This is a genomic window from Mesorhizobium sp. P2_E9 (genome assembly GCF_056403815.1).
Genome location: NZ_JBFUET010000001.1, coordinates 26,806 through 40,443, shown reverse-complemented (window position 1 = coordinate 40,443; position 13,638 = coordinate 26,806). Strand labels below are relative to the sequence as shown.

The window sequence follows — 13,638 nt, the reverse complement described above, 5'->3', positions numbered from 1 at the left end:
TCCGCCTTCAACGCGTGGCAACCACGGCGACGCCGGCGCCGATCATCACGCCGCCCGCCGCACGGTTGACCCGGCGCACGATCCTGGGCGTGCGCAACAAATTGCGGGCGCGGCCGGCGAGAACGACATGTCCGCCAATCACCACAATCTCGACAGCCAGGATCACCGCAATGAGAATGCCGAGATGCGCGGATGTGAGCGAGGCTCCGACAACGTTGGGCAACAGCGCTACGTAGAACAGCGGCATTTTCGGATTGCCGAGATTGAGCGCGACACCGGTGGCAAAGATCGTCAGCAGCCCGCGCCGTCCGGAGACGGGTTGCAACTCTGGCACTACGGGCACGGCCGTCCACAGCCTGATGCCCATCCAGATCAGATAGGCTGCTCCGCCATAGCGAAGCACCGTCATGACGATCGCCATCTTGGCGGCGATGATCGACAGGCCGAAGGCGGCGAGCATCAGGAAGATGAGGATGCCGACCACCGTGCCGGCACCATAGGCGATGCCCGACACCGCACCGCTGGAGATCGTGCGGGCGACGATCGTCATGTTGTCGGGGCCAGGGCTGGCGGCGAACACGAAGAAGGCGGCCGCGAAGGCAAGGATGGTGGCAAGGTCCATGAAGGCTCCCGAAAGTGATGCGTTGCTCTCGGGTGAGAGGGTTAGCCGATTTGCCTGCCGGCGATAGCCCGAAAAATTCACGGCCTTCGTGACACCAACAGCGCAGTCGCGGCGGATGCGGCGCCGAACAGGCAGGTGCCGATCCAGCCCCACGCCGAATAGGCAAGCCCTGCGAGACCCGAGCCGCAGGCGCCGCCGAGAATCATGGTCGCCATGAAGATGGTGTTCAGGCGGCTGCGGGCGGTCGGATCGAGAGCATGGATACGCGCCTGGTTGGCGACCTGCGACGACTGCACGGCAAGATCGAGGATCAGCACCGCGACGATCATCGCCGCCAGCGATCCCTGGAACAGGCCAAGGATGGCGAAGGCGGCAACCACCAGACCGGCGCCGATCGAAACGATGACGCCAGGCCCGCGCCGATCGGCGAAGCGGCCGGCGAGCGGTGCCGCAAGCGCGCCGGCGACACCGACCAGTGCCATCAGGCCCACAGCCGTGGCGCCGAAGTGATAGGGAGCGGCGTCGAAGGCAAGAGCGAGCGTCGACCAGAAGCCGATGAAGGCCGCGAAGATCAGCGCCTGCACGACGATCGACTGCCGCAGGATGCGGTGCGTGCGCAGCAGCGTCCACAGCGAGCCGAGCAGCCTGGCATAACTCAGATCGGTGACCGGCTCGACGCGCGGCAGACGCCAAGCGAGTGCCGCGCCGGTAGCAAGCATCAATGCGGCGGCGGCCGCGAAGACGGCCTGCCATCCCCAGATGTCGGAGATGAAGCCGCTGACGGTGCGAGCAAGCAGGATGCCGACGAGGATGCCGCCGGTGACGATGCCAAGCACACGGCCGCGCTCATGCGGCGCCGCCAGATGCACGGCGAGCGGCACGATCTGCTGCGTGACCGTGGCGAAGAGACCGATGCCGATGCCGGCGACGACCAGCCACACAAAACTGGGTGCCAGTGCGGCAGCAACCAGAGCGACGACCAGCGCCGCCGTCGTCGCCAGGATGAGGGAACGCCGCTCGAGCCGATCGCCGAGCGGCGCCAGAAACAGGATGCCGGCGACGTTGCCCAATTGCGTCACGACGGGAAGCACTGACACCGCGCCGGCGGACAGGGCGAACTGATGCGCCAGCAGGCCGAGCATCGCCTGGTTATAGTAGTTGTTGGCGACGGTCAGGCCGGCGGCAATCGCGAGGATGGCAAGCAGGCCATTGTCGATCGCAGTGCCGCGCGTGTTGGCAGGCGTATGCATTTTGGTCACGATTGATAACCGAGGCAGATGGCGCCGAGCGCGACGACTGCGCAGGCACCGACCCGCCGCGGCGTCAGCGTCTCGCCGAGAAACAGCCGGCCGATGAAGGCCGCGAAGACGACGCTGGTCTCGCGGATCGCGGTGATCGGACCGGCAGGCCCGAGCGCGAAGGCCGCCACCACGACACCATAGGCCAGAAGCGCGAACAGGCCGCCGCCCAGTGCCTTCCAAGTCTCCGGCGCCCGCGGGTCGACAGCGAGCCGGCCACGACTGGCGACGAAGGTCGCCGGCAGCAATGCGCCATAGGCGAGCAGGACCCAGCCCGTGTAGGCGCCGACATTGCCAGCCGCACGAACGCCGATTGCATCGACCGTCGCATAGGCGGCGATGATTGCGCCTGTTGCCAGCGCATAAAGGATCGACGTCGTGGCGGCTCTTCCTCGTCCGAGCGAAAGACCCATGATGCCGCCACCGACCAGGGCAACGCCGACGGTCTCCAGAACGGTGATCTGCTGGCCGGCGAGCAGGAAGCCGCCGAGGGTGACGAGCAGAGGCACGCTGCCGCGAACAATCGGGTAGACCTGTCCCAGTTCGCCATATCTGTAGGCGGCTACCAGAAACACGCTGTAGCCGACCTGCAGGCAGGCGGAGAGCCCGACATAGGGCCAGGCCGATGTGGCGGGAAAACCGTTGAAGACGGCAAGGGGAATGGCCAGCGCCGTGCTGGAGAAGCTCATGACGGTGACGGTCCACAATCTGTCGGCGCCGGTTCGCAGGAAGGCGTTCCAGCTTGCGTGCAGGATCGCCGCGAACAGCGCGAGGCCGATGACCAGCGGGCTCATTGCGGCCTGCGCGAGGCGGCGACGATGTCCAGAGCGGCCTTGCGGGCTTCCCGAAGGGCGGTGTCCGCCTGCCCCATCTGCGCCATCAGGGTGGCGCCTTCGATCAGCATCAGCAGGGTCGCCGCCACGTTCTCGGCCCGCCCGCGCGGCATCACCTGCGCGAGGATCGACTGCATGCGCTGCCTCAGGCCATTCTTCTGCCGCGCGACAGCCGCGAACACCGGGTGCCGGGGATCTCCGAACTCGGCCAGCGCATGCGCGAACAGGCAGCCGTGGAAATCCGGACTGCGGAACCAGCGGCCATGCCAGTCGAATATCCTGGCGATCTTCTGCTCCGGCGTGAGGCTCTTCCGGGCAAGCTGGTCGAGCTGATCGTCAAACCGCCCGGCGCGATAGTCGAGCACCGCGACGATCAGCTCGTCCTTGCTGGGGAAATGACGATACATCGTCATCTTGGCCACGTCGGCCTCGGCGATGATCCGGTCGATGCCGGTGGCATGGAAGCCCCCGCGCTTGAACAGCGCATAGGCGGTTTCGACGACATGCTGGCGCTTGTCGGAGGGAGGTGACGGTGTCATGGTGCGCACCAAGTGATGAGACAGGTCTGTCTCATATGCGATGGATCGCACTTGCTGTCAACACGACACGGAAAAACGCCTGTGGCCGATCGAGCCGCAGGCGCTAAAGGAAATCGATAATCGGAAGCTGCGTCTAGCGCAGAACGCGGCAACGGCCGTTATAGACCATCCAGCGATCAAAGCCTGAGACACAGAATTCGACATTGTCGCCGATCGAGGCAAAGCCTTGCCCTTCCTCGATCAGATACCAGATGGTCCGGTCGCGCCCATCGGAGAGACTGACGGTGGCGCCGCAATAGCGGCGGCCGATCGGCCAAGTGTCGTCGGCCGGCAGATAGCGGTGCTGATGGATGCGCCGGAAATCGGTGATCTGCACATCCGGCAGATGCGGCACATGATGCACCTGGTAGGAGAAGCGGCTGGAAATCTTGCTCAGCACCCAGGGCTGGCCGCAGACGCCGCCATCGTCGTCGGAATAGACGCTGAGGTCGGCCGCCTGCACCGCCTGGGTGACGCCAAGAGGCGCGGCAAGCGGGGTGCAGAGCGAAATCAGGGCGGCAAGTGCGGATTTGGCGAAGCGAGTCATGGCAGCCTCTCAAGGTCGATTGCGCGCACTGTGCGGATTCGCTTGGCAGCGGTCAAGCGGTTGCCGAAACAATGGTTTCCAGAAACGAGCTGGAGCATCCACCAACGTCCTTTACCGGCTACGGGTTCCTCTCAAGGATCAGTCCTCGGGAAGAAAGGCGGGGTTGAAGACGACTTCCCAGAGATGGTCATCCGGATCCTGGAAATAGCCGGCATAGCCACCCCAGAACGTATCTTGCGCCGGCTTGACGAGGCGCGCGCCAGCGCTGATGGCCTGTGCCATCGCGGCATCGACCTCGGCCTCGCTCGTGACATTGTGGCCGATGGTGAACTCGGTCGGGCTGCGGCCGGTTTGGGCGATGCCGGCGTCAACAGCGATGTTGGAGCGTTCGAAGATCGCAAACTTCAAGCCACCCTGCAGATCGAAGAAGGCAACGGCACCGTGCTCGAACTCCTTGCCGATGATGCCTTCTGTCGGAAGCCCGAGGCCGTTTCGGTAGAATTCGAGCGACGCTTCCAGATTGTCGACGCCAAGCGTGATGACGCTGATGCGAGCTTTCATTTTGGTTTCTCCTTTCTATATTCACGGCTGCGCGATGTCGGTGACATCGAATGGCACCGAAAGGCTTCGTTCGGTTTGCCATGGCGGGAGCGGCACGCCTTGAAGATTTCGGCCAAAATAGCCGAGGCCAGAGACCGAGCCGGCGATAAGACTGTGGGCCAAGCGGACTGACAAAGGCTTGAGGGATGGAAGCGGTACTGGCGCAGACCACCGGCTTTTTCCAGCAACGGCCTGCCGAGAAGCGGCTGAGTGCCGCTTTCGCATCCGTCTGGGTCCACCGCATGCGGGACCAGGACGCTCCACCCGTCGTGATAACGCCGGATGCGACGATCGACCTGCAGTGGATCGACGGCCGCTTGCGGGTCGCGGGACCGGACCGGGAGCCGCAGATCGAGACACTGCCGTCGGGAGCGACGATCGTCGGGTTCAGATTCCGGCCAGGGGCGGCCGCCGGTTGGCTAGGCGTGCCGGCCAACCGGATCGTGGGAGAACGCCTTGACCTCAGTGACCTCTGGGCCGCTGAGGCGCGCCATCTGGCTGGCCGCATCAAGGCCACGCCCGATCTCGCCAAGCTGGTGGGACAATTGGAGAAGGCAATCGGCGCGCACGCGCAAGACCACCGTGCGCCCGATGCGGTCATGGGCTTTGCCTTTGACGTTATCGACCGAGGTCTGCCAGCCGACAAGCCGCTGGTGCCTTTCCTCTTGCGCTCCCTGCATATGAGCGAGCGAACGCTGCGGCGGCGTTTCGAGGAAAGTTTCGGCTACGGCCCGAAGACGCTTGACCGGATCCTGCGCTTCCACCGCTTCAGGCGCTTGCGGCAGGTCTCTGGCGATACCTCGACCGCGGTCTTAGCGATCGAGGCCGGCTATGCGGACCAGGCCCATCTGATCCGAGAAAGCAGGCGGCTGTCCGGCATCACGCCGGCCGCGCTGGCTGCCACCGGAGCATAGCCTCGGCCGAGGCAGCCGAAGCCATGCCCGCCTATTCACCGGCCAGCCATTCCAGCGTCCAGTGCGCCGGCTTTTCCACGGCGAGCAATTTGTGCAGCGCCGGCAACACGGTTCGCAATTCGCCTTCCAGCGTGAAGGGCGGGTTGATCACCACCATGCCGCTGCCGTCAAGGCTGGGCTCGGAAGAGGCCGGCCTGATCTCGAATTCTATGTCGAGGATTTTCGGGATGCCGGATTGCTTCAGCGCTTTCCTGAAGGCGATGATCGCCCGGCGATCCTTGATAGGATACCACAGCGCATAGATGCCGCCTGGCCAGCGCTTGTGCGCTGTTACGAGCCCGTCGACGAGGCGGTCGAACTCGCCCGCCTCCTCGAAGGGCGGATCGATAAGTACCAGGCCACGCTTTTCCTTCGGCGGCAGATGGGCGCCGAGCGCCAGCCAGCCGTCGAGCTCGATGATGCGGGCCTGAAAATCACCGGCAAAGAGTGTCCTCAGCTTCGCGGCATCCTTGGGATGCAGTTCGATCGCAGACAGCCGGTCCTGCTTGCGCATCAGATGCCGCGCGATCAGTGGCGAGCCCGGATATTTCTGGATGCCGCCCTCGGGATTGAGCGACCGCACCGCCTCCAGATAGGGCGCCAGCAGTGCCGCCACCGGCGCGGCGAACGAGGCGTTAATCAGCCTGCCGATGCCGTCCTGCCACTCGCCGGTCTTCTGCGCCTCGAGTGACGACAGATCGTAGCGGCCAATGCCAGCGTGGGTGTCGACGACGCGAAACGCCTTGTCCTTCTGCTTCAGATACTCGAGCAGGCGCGCCAGCACGACATGCTTGACGACGTCGGCGAAGTTTCCGGCGTGGTAGGCGTGGCGGTAGTTCACTTGGCCCCCCTGCCCCAGCGCGGCGGCGGCGGTTGCGAGTTCGGGTTGTCCGGCCGACCGCCACCGGAACGCAACGAGAGCAGGAAACCGATCAGACCGATCGCCATCAGGGAGAAACCGATCGGCCGCGCACGCCGGTCGGTTTCGCCGACACCGGAGCGCAGGATGAGATCGACCGCCCGCATCGGGATGTCCTCAGCATCGCCTGGACCGACGGTGAAGATGTAAGGACCGGGACTGACGGTCGCGATCACGCCGCCCTCATCGCGAAAAATCTTGTCGGGCAGCTGCGGGCTGACCTGGCGCGGGTTGTCGACATGGTTGAACTGCAACGTCGAGGCAAGCACCGTGCGGCCATTGTTGGCGGCGGTCAGCGTCAACACCGTGCGCTGCTGCGAAACGATGCGTTCGGCCCGCGCAGTGAGGTCGACCAGCACCCGCACCGGTGCGTCGCGGCCGGAGAGCGGCACGGTCAACGGCTTGAAGCGGCCTTGCTCATAGACCCGCCAGGTGCCGATCTCGCGGCCGGAAAAATTGGTCATCGCCCAGGGATAGATGAGGCCGACGCCAGCGCCGGCGAGCAGGATCAGGACAAACAGAAAGCGCATTCAGACAGTCACCTTGTATCGCACCTTGGTGGACAACTTAGCTTGCGTTGGCGCCGTCGCGCAGGCGTTCCATCTCGTCCAGCAGCATGTCTAGGCCAAGCTCGAATGTCTTGTCGAATTCGGCGGTGCTAAAAAAACGCCCGGCGGCCATGACATTTGGAAAATCCCGGACCAGTTGCTCGTCGCTGACCGTGTTCACCGCCGACGGCCCCTTGGCATAGCCTGCGTTCTCGTCCAGCACCGCGCCCATCAGATAGTAACCGACGGCACGAAACAGCCGCGCGCTGAGTTCGGCGTCGAAGCCGCCATCCCTGAACAGGCCGATAACGCCGTTCAACCAGGCAAGGCAGGTCGGCGAGTTCATGCGGTAAGTCACGAAGAAAGTGGCATAGGCCGGATGGTCGCGGCCGATGCGGCGAAAATCCTCAATGGCGATGCGCATCCTCTGCCGCCACGGCAGGCTGGCGTCAGGCATTTCAAGCGCACCGACCAGCCGGTCGACCAGCGCTTCATGCAAATGCGCCACCGAAGGAAAGTGGTGATAAATGCTCATCGCCTCGCAGCCGAGCGCCGCCGCCAGCTTGCGCATCGAAAAGCCCGCGAGCCCCTCCTTCTCGATCACCTCGAAGGCCGCGTCCTCGATCATCTCGCGCGACAGCCGGCCGCGGGTTCTGGTTTTTTTTATCGATGAGTCCATGGCGCCGCTTGACAACTTACACTGTAAGGTTCATTTTCCGCATTACCTTACATCGTAAGGCTAACAAAGACCAGAGGAGAATGTCATGTCTGCCAATCGCATTCTTTCATCCGTGCTTTCGTCAATACGCCACGCTTGCCTGCTTGCTGCTGCCGGCTGTGCGCTGACGCTGGCCGCGGCACCTGTCCATGCCGACGACTATGATGCAACCCTCAAGGACATCCAGTCGACCATGGGCGGCGTGCCGAGCTTTGTGAAGCAGTTTCCCAAAGCCGGTCTGCCCGGTGCCTGGGCCGAGGTCAAGGCCATCGAGCTCAGCGACAAGACGGCGCTGCCGCCAAAGGTCAAGTCGCTGATCTCGCTGGCGGTGGCAGCGCAGATTCCGTGCAACTATTGCATCTGGTCGGACACGCAGGACGCCAAGCGCGCCGGCGCCACCGACGAGGAAATCCAGGAGGCCGTGGCGATGGCCGCGCTGACCCGCCACTGGAGCACCATCTTCAATGGCATGCAGGTCGATTTCGACACATTCAAGAAGGAAATGGGCGGGCAGTAGGCTGTTCGGGCCGAAGCGGGCGACCGCTTCCGGGTCGATCCATGCTTAATCGACGACAGGACAGTGCGACCGCTTTGTTAGCACTCGCCAGGGACGGCCCGCGGATAGCGGAGCGTCCCCTGGTTCAGGCATTTTTTGCCACCGGTTGTGTCGGGGTGCCGTTCCGCGCATACGCGATCGCGCAATGGATGGCGCACTCTACCTATGCGCTCAATGCCATTGCAGAAATGACCGATATTTCGGCATAGAATGGACATGTGGGCGTTTTCCGGCAAAAATGACCGGCGATCCGCGCCACGCGAACGAGAGGCCCTTATGCGAAGAGCCCGCGAACAGTGCGGTGGAATAAAATCGCAATCGAAGCCCGCCTTCACGATGCGGTTTTCCGTTCATCTTTTGGCTCTCGGCACCTTCTCTACTATAGCCGGATGCGATGCATCCTCTTTCCATAAAGAAATATTGGCAAAATATTTACACCCAAACGTTTATGTTTGTAGCCCGAGCGGTTTTGGCCAACAATCTAGTTGCACTTTGAAAATTTGACATCCGCCAGGGATCACCCAGGCCGGTTTTCATTTAAGGATATTTCTTGGGATACAGACCGAGATGCGCAATGGAGTGGCGACCTCCGCATCCCCAGGCGCCAAGCCGCTGGCACTTCGTCAAATGACCGATCCAAATTGTTGATTTGAAAAGAGTATCCTCTTCGAGCCTCACAGTCCGGCGTTGCGGGCCCGACCGACCCGAGGGTTAACCATTCGCAAAATGTTGTAGTTAACCAATTGCTAATTTAGTTGACTATGACTTCCACAGGTATATTTTCAATGTGTTGGGATGTGCAATTTGGGCGAGCAATCGACGATGATGGCACCGAGCGCGTGATCGCGATTTTGGGGCGTGGATACGGGTGTGAGCAGCGGCACGTAAAAGCCGTGTAGCACCAGCGCGGCGAACCCAGAGAACAATTAACGCACATCATGTTGGCGAATCCGCTGATGCGGAGGGTTTGTCACGTTCTGAAGGCGTGGCCGGACTGTTTGTCCCGGCTCGGCGGCAGCGTGCGCGTTGCGTAAGGGGAAAGCATGAGCAAGGTCATCAAGGTTCTAAAACTGGGCTCCGGAAGCGATCAAAGAGAGCCCCACCAAAAGCGACGTCGCGCCCTGGTTGCTGGAGGCGCGGGCTTCCTGGGGTCGCATCTGTGCGAACGGCTGTTGCGGGATGGGTATGACGTCGTCGTGCTGGACAATTTCCACACCGGAAAAAAATACAATCTCAATGCCCTTCTACGCAATCCCAGGTTCACCTGCATCGAGCACGACATTGTCGATCCGCTGCCTGTGGGCCTTGAGTGCGACGAGATTTACAATCTCGCCTGCCCTGCCTCTCCGCCGCACTATCAGGCAGACCCGATCCATACGTTCAAGACGAGCGTGCTCGGGGCGCTGAACCTTCTGGAGCTCGCGCGCCGGAACAACGCCAAGATCTTCCAGGCCTCGACTTCGGAGGTCTATGGCGACCCGATCGTGCACCCGCAGCCCGAGAGCTATTTCGGCAACGTCAACACGCATGGACCGCGGTCCTGCTATGATGAAGGCAAGCGTTCGGCCGAAACCCTGTTCTTCGACTATTCGCGGACATATGGGCTCGACATCCGCGTTGCCCGTATCTTCAACACCTACGGTCGCCGCATGCAGCCCGATGACGGGCGCGTGGTCTCGAACTTCATCGTCCAGGCATTGCGAGGCGAAGACCTGACCGTCTATGGCAGCGGCCTGCAGACCCGCTCCTTCTGTTATGCCGACGACCTGATCGAAGGCTTCATGCGGCTGATGAATACGCCGCATGCGCCTGCCCATCCGGTCAATCTCGGTAATCCCGGCGAATTCACCATCATGGAGCTCGCGACGCTGGTCGTCGGCTACACCAACTCCAGATCGAAGATCATGCATCGGCCGCTGCCGGTCGACGATCCCAGGCAGCGTAAACCGGATATTTCCTTCGCCAGGGACAATCTCGGCTGGGAGCCGAGGATCAACCTGGCCCAGGGGCTCGCGCACACTGTCGATTATTTCGACACCCTGCTCTACGGCGGCCGGATGATCTCGGGGGCAGCGGCTTCATGAGCCGACCGGCGATCCTGGTAACAGGCGGAGCAGGCTTCATCGGCAGTCATACCTGCAAGCTGCTGGCCGCCGCCGGCTATCTGCCCGTGGCTTTCGACAATCTGTGCCGCGGCAACCGGAAATCCGTCGCCTGGGGTCCGCTTGTCGTCGGCGATATCCGCGACCGGGATGCGCTGATATCGGCGATCGGGACGTACCGGCCGACGGCGGTCATCCACTTCGCGGCGCTGGCCTATGTCGGGGAATCCGTTCACGAGCCCGCCGACTACTATTCGACCAATGTGGCTGGCACCATCGCTGTGCTCGACGCGGCGCGCGCGCACGCCATTGAAAACATCATCTTCTCCAGCAGCTGCGCAACCTACGGCGTGCCGGAAGCGTTGCCCATTCGCGAGACCTCCTCGCAAAATCCGATCAGCCCTTACGGGCGCACCAAGCTGATGGGCGAACACATCATTGGCGACTATGCGTCGGCCTATGGGATGAAATTCGCGATCCTGCGCTATTTCAATGCCTGCGGTGCCGATCCCGACGGCGAGCTCGGCGAATGGCATTCACCGGAAACGCATCTGGTTCCCAGGGTGCTGATGGCGGCGTCAGGCATCATTGACGAAATCGAGGTCTTCGGCACGGACTATGATACGCCGGACGGCACCTGCGTGCGCGACTATATCCACGTCAGCGACTTGGCCCGTGCCCACCTGAAAGCGCTCCAACACCTCGAGGGCGGCGGACAAAGCCTGGCGGTCAACCTTGGCACCGGGCGAGGCGTGTCGATCAAGGAGATCGTACAGGCGGTCAGCCGGATAACGTCGAGACCGGTTCCGGCCGTCTTCAGAGCCAGGCGCCCGGGAGATCCGGCCGAGCTCTATGCCGATCCGGGCAAGGCGCGTGCGCAGCTTGGCTTTGTGCCTGAGCTTTCCGACATCGACACTATCGTCAGGACGGCGGCGCCATTCTTCGGACTGCAGACAAAATCGGTGAAACTGCCGCCAAGCGAGGCGGCAGCATCAGTCGCGGCTCGCTAGATCAGAGATAGCGGGGGTGGCAACTTGCGCGCTGGCCAAATCCGCTGGGACTGCAAATATAAGGCGAACCGCCCAGCAACGGACCATCATCGCCAGGATTGAAAGCGACCTTCACAGGCCCCGGCGTGCGAACCTTGATCGGCTGTGGTGATGCAAAAGCGTGGTCACTTTCAGTCGTCTGTACCGCGCTCGTCATCATAATCTGAGGCTCGATTCTGAGCGAATGCACCGTGGACATGGCGTAGACGGGCTGGGCCACGGGTTTGCCGCGCACCGGGTGAACCACAGGCTTGATGAAGACCGAACTGGTTTCGGTCGCATCCATACCCTGGCAGCCTGCAATCGCAGAGGTCATCGCCATAACCGCAACAATAGATACTATATTTTTGCTTGGGCGAAATGCGCCCATTGCGGATTTGTTCATCATGTGTCCCTTGTTATCAAGTATAAGCCAAGGGCGTATTGCGACATACTATGCCTCCGTCGCTTCCACGCCGCGTGGCAATCACTCGCACATCGCGCATGAACATTAGACATCACTAATTATTAAATTTAATGAAACCCCTATGGTAGGCCCACCGTCTCGTCGTCCGTCAGATGCAATTGAATGCGATCAATCGGCGGTTGGCGCGCCGACTGCTCCAGCCGAACCGCTTGATGCTTCACCATATGCGATTCCCAGGTTCCTTGACAGGCGCCGGCAAAGGCAACCCACTGTCAAAGCAGGGACGGATTTGGGGTCTGCTCTGCCGCCGACATGGATCTGGAGCGGCTCGTGCAATGCGGACTGTGTCAACGCTGATGCGCCGCATGCTACTGTCGGCTTAGCGGCCGAGAGACGACCTAATTCTTGGAATCGATCAGCTTGCGGGTCTCTTCGAACTGCGCGCTCTTGGCGTCGCCGGCTACGAATTTCCGGTATTCATCGGAAGGGTCCTCGGGAGTTCGCTTAAAACTGTACCATTCCCCATCCGGATCCTTGCGCTGCTCAATGGTCTCGCCCTTGATGCGGTGGCTGTAGCAGGTGCGCTGCAGCTTGCCCTTGTAGCTCTTGGACCGCCAGGCGACTTCCATGCACATCTGGCCGTCTTTGGTCACCAGCCACCTACCCTCGGCGACGGAGGCTGAATCCTGCCCCGACGTCCACGCCCGGAGGGGTCGGCCGGCCTTTCCGAAATAGGCCGCTCCATCTTTCCATAGCCATGTGCGGTCGGTGTAGAGAAGCTGCAGATCAAAAGCCGTCGGCACGGTGGTGGCTGCTTCCGCAGGCTTCGGCTTCTTTTCGTCGGTCGCGTGAGCCGCTCCGGCAAGCGCCAACTGGCCACAAACGACCAGCAGAGGCACAAGCCATATGCGACTGGCAGACTGGCCGCGTTCTCTGGCTGCGCGAGGCCAGGGCAATCCGGTTGAAACTGTCGGCAAAATCAGCGTTCGCATTTCGGTTTTCGCATCTCGATCCAGCGTTGCGCCGACACAATCATGACCCAAGACGCGCCACCACGGAGCGTTCTCCCCATCGACGCAGCGCCGGGTTTCCCAGGCCGCGCAGTCAGCAGCTGGCTACGAGCATTAACAGCCGGGCAAAGACCGATGTCAACCTTTTGCCCCGTAACGAAGTGCTTCAGGCTGAGGGGTCGACAAGCCCCGCAAACACGGGCCGAGGTGAGACTTCGACGTCAAGCCACGAGGGCCGATCGAAGAGGGATCGAAGGCGTTCGTCGATTGGTATCGGCATGAATGGAAATCCGGGCGCGAGGGGTGGACGCCCGGCCCGCACCGCCTCCCCTCTCGCGCCCGGATTCCAGTCCCCCGCCGAACTCTTGCTAGCGCGCCCGGCAAGTCGCGCGCTGGCCAAATCCGCTCGGACCGCAGATCCAGGGCGAATGACCGAGGAATGGGCCGCCATCGCCGCCCAGCTTGTAGGAAACCCTCACCGGCGCCGGCTTGATGATCCCGGCCCGCTGCGGCCGCACGAAGGCGGCGTAGGCCGTTTCGGTTGTGCGCGTCACGCTGGTCGTCTGCATGAGGCGCTTGCGGCTGAACACATGGGACCGCTTCTTGCCGACGTAATGGATCTTCTTGACGGGCGCTTGCACCGCAGGCTTGCCGGCGAGTGAGCCGGTCGTGGTCGCGTCCATGCTCTGGCAACCGGAAACCATCGAGATCAATGCAACGGCAGCTATAGACCAGGCATTTTTTCTGCCCTTAGCAGCCAAACCCCTCATGAATTTATTCATCACCTATCCCCTGCCGATAAATGCAAGTCGATTGGACGCGGAGATATTTTTCTTTGGTGTCTTCCGCGCAGTGTGAACGGCCAACCGCCTTTCACATCATGTCCGAATATTAGGTGA

General features: G+C 62.1%; 17 protein-coding genes. 5 read left to right on the top strand and 12 right to left on the bottom strand.

The window, feature by feature from the left end; all coding sequences use genetic code 11:
• Positions 1–7 precede the first annotated feature (7 nt).
• From AC1D05_RS00205 to AC1D05_RS00180, 6 genes are all read right to left on the bottom strand, one after another.
• Positions 8–622, bottom strand: a complete 615-nt coding sequence (locus AC1D05_RS00205) for a LysE family translocator (protein ID WP_477437138.1) — start codon at positions 620–622, stop codon at positions 8–10.
• Between the two features lie 77 nt (positions 623–699).
• A complete protein-coding gene (locus AC1D05_RS00200) occupies positions 700–1,872 on the bottom strand; it encodes an MFS transporter (RefSeq protein WP_477438104.1) in 1,173 nt (390 codons plus the stop codon).
• 5 nt (positions 1,873–1,877) lie between these two features.
• Entirely contained in the window at positions 1,878–2,714 is an 837-nt protein-coding gene (locus tag AC1D05_RS00195; RefSeq protein WP_477437137.1) for an EamA family transporter, read from the bottom strand.
• Positions 2,711–3,292 carry a TetR/AcrR family transcriptional regulator gene (locus tag AC1D05_RS00190; RefSeq protein ID WP_477437135.1) on the bottom strand — a complete coding sequence of 194 codons (582 nt, stop codon included), beginning with the start codon at positions 3,290–3,292 and terminating at the stop codon, positions 2,711–2,713. Before AC1D05_RS00190 ends, AC1D05_RS00195 begins: the two co-directional genes overlap by 4 nt.
• A gap of 133 nt (positions 3,293–3,425) precedes the next feature.
• On the bottom strand, positions 3,426–3,878 hold the full coding sequence (locus AC1D05_RS00185; protein ID WP_477437133.1) for a hypothetical protein: 453 nt from the start codon (positions 3,876–3,878) through the stop codon (positions 3,426–3,428).
• A gap of 138 nt (positions 3,879–4,016) precedes the next feature.
• On the bottom strand, positions 4,017–4,439 hold the full coding sequence (locus tag AC1D05_RS00180; protein WP_477437131.1) for a VOC family protein: 423 nt from the start codon (positions 4,437–4,439) through the stop codon (positions 4,017–4,019).
• Positions 4,440–4,624: 185 nt separating this feature from the next.
• Here AC1D05_RS00180 and AC1D05_RS00175 point away from each other — a divergent pair, with 185 nt between their 5' ends.
• The gene (locus AC1D05_RS00175) at positions 4,625–5,392 is read left to right on the top strand and encodes a helix-turn-helix domain-containing protein (protein WP_477437129.1); all 768 of its coding nucleotides are present in this window, start codon (positions 4,625–4,627) and stop codon (positions 5,390–5,392) included.
• A 31-nt stretch (positions 5,393–5,423) separates the two neighbouring features.
• Here the strand turns inward: AC1D05_RS00175 and AC1D05_RS00170 are convergent, their stop codons facing one another.
• Genes AC1D05_RS00170 through AC1D05_RS00160 form a run of 3 tightly spaced genes read right to left on the bottom strand, consistent with a single transcriptional unit; the run spans position 5,424 to position 7,577 of the window.
• Positions 5,424–6,272 carry a 23S rRNA (adenine(2030)-N(6))-methyltransferase RlmJ gene (locus tag AC1D05_RS00170; RefSeq protein ID WP_477437127.1) on the bottom strand — a complete coding sequence of 283 codons (849 nt, stop codon included), beginning with the start codon at positions 6,270–6,272 and terminating at the stop codon, positions 5,424–5,426.
• Positions 6,269–6,880, bottom strand: a complete 612-nt coding sequence (locus AC1D05_RS00165; protein ID WP_477437125.1) for a hypothetical protein — start codon at positions 6,878–6,880, stop codon at positions 6,269–6,271. The genes AC1D05_RS00170 and AC1D05_RS00165 overlap by 4 nt, the downstream gene beginning before the upstream one ends.
• A gap of 37 nt (positions 6,881–6,917) precedes the next feature.
• On the bottom strand, positions 6,918–7,577 hold the full coding sequence (locus tag AC1D05_RS00160; protein WP_477437123.1) for a TetR/AcrR family transcriptional regulator: 660 nt from the start codon (positions 7,575–7,577) through the stop codon (positions 6,918–6,920).
• Between the two features lie 85 nt (positions 7,578–7,662).
• On the opposite strand from AC1D05_RS00160, the gene AC1D05_RS00155 reads away from it, so the two are divergent.
• The 3 genes from AC1D05_RS00155 to galE all read left to right on the top strand — a co-directional run bounded on the left by AC1D05_RS00155 (position 7,663) and on the right by galE (position 11,284).
• On the top strand, positions 7,663–8,133 hold the full coding sequence (locus AC1D05_RS00155; protein ID WP_475451532.1) for a carboxymuconolactone decarboxylase family protein: 471 nt from the start codon (positions 7,663–7,665) through the stop codon (positions 8,131–8,133).
• 1,082 nt (positions 8,134–9,215) lie between these two features.
• The gene (locus tag AC1D05_RS00150; protein WP_477437121.1) at positions 9,216–10,256 is read left to right on the top strand and encodes a UDP-glucuronic acid decarboxylase family protein; all 1,041 of its coding nucleotides are present in this window, start codon (positions 9,216–9,218) and stop codon (positions 10,254–10,256) included.
• Complete coding sequence (galE, locus tag AC1D05_RS00145; protein WP_477437119.1) at positions 10,253–11,284, top strand: UDP-glucose 4-epimerase GalE; 1,032 nt, start codon at positions 10,253–10,255, stop codon at positions 11,282–11,284. Before AC1D05_RS00150 ends, galE begins: the two co-directional genes overlap by 4 nt.
• Position 11,285: 1 nt before the next feature.
• Here the strand turns inward: galE and AC1D05_RS00140 are convergent, their stop codons facing one another.
• The 3 genes from AC1D05_RS00140 to AC1D05_RS00130 all read right to left on the bottom strand — a co-directional run bounded on the left by AC1D05_RS00140 (position 11,286) and on the right by AC1D05_RS00130 (position 13,422).
• Positions 11,286–11,711 (bottom strand): hypothetical protein, encoded by a 426-nt coding sequence (locus tag AC1D05_RS00140; RefSeq protein ID WP_477437117.1) that lies wholly within the window; start codon positions 11,709–11,711, stop codon positions 11,286–11,288.
• A 416-nt stretch (positions 11,712–12,127) separates the two neighbouring features.
• Positions 12,128–12,721: a DUF995 domain-containing protein gene (locus tag AC1D05_RS00135; RefSeq protein WP_477437115.1), complete on the bottom strand. Its 594-nt coding sequence runs from the start codon at positions 12,719–12,721 to the stop codon at positions 12,128–12,130.
• Positions 12,722–13,107: 386 nt separating this feature from the next.
• The gene (locus tag AC1D05_RS00130) at positions 13,108–13,422 is read right to left on the bottom strand and encodes a hypothetical protein (protein ID WP_477437113.1); all 315 of its coding nucleotides are present in this window, start codon (positions 13,420–13,422) and stop codon (positions 13,108–13,110) included.
• Between AC1D05_RS00130 and AC1D05_RS00125 the strand changes: the two genes are divergently transcribed.
• Positions 13,421–13,597 (top strand): hypothetical protein, encoded by a 177-nt coding sequence (locus AC1D05_RS00125; RefSeq protein ID WP_477437111.1) that lies wholly within the window; start codon positions 13,421–13,423, stop codon positions 13,595–13,597. The genes AC1D05_RS00130 and AC1D05_RS00125 overlap by 2 nt on opposite strands.
• The last annotated feature ends 41 nt before the right edge of the window (positions 13,598–13,638 follow it).